Annotated in this window: 1 pseudogene; it reads right to left on the minus strand. The window is 63.2% G+C overall.

The features are described from left to right. Positions 1 to 277: pseudogene (locus EII42_RS12705) on the minus strand (hypothetical protein); the annotation flags it as partial. Between the last annotated feature and the right edge of the window lie 30 nt (positions 278 to 307).

Below are 307 nucleotides of genomic sequence, written 5' to 3' on the forward strand. Positions count from 1 at the left end.
GGTGGTTGAATTGGTTGATGGGGAGGCCGTTGAAGAGTGGGGGGAGGATTTCGGCGGGTTCGATGACGGTCCATACCGGGGTGGTGGGTGTTGGGGTTGGGGTGTTGAGTTGGATGGGGGTTGGGGTGGTGGTGCTCCAGATGTAGGTGGGGGAAGGCCCGGGTGTGACCGTGGGCTGGGTGGGGCGCAACCACACCACCGCGGTGAGTACGGCGAGTGTCAGGGTGAGGACGGCGATGATGGCCCACCACAGTGGTGGGGTTTTGGTGGTGGGCATTATGGGTTTCGTAGGTTGAGGGCGTGGTCG

It is taken from the genome of Tessaracoccus sp. OH4464_COT-324, assembly GCF_003932855.1.
Taxonomy (GTDB): Bacteria; Actinomycetota; Actinomycetes; order Propionibacteriales; family Propionibacteriaceae; genus Arachnia.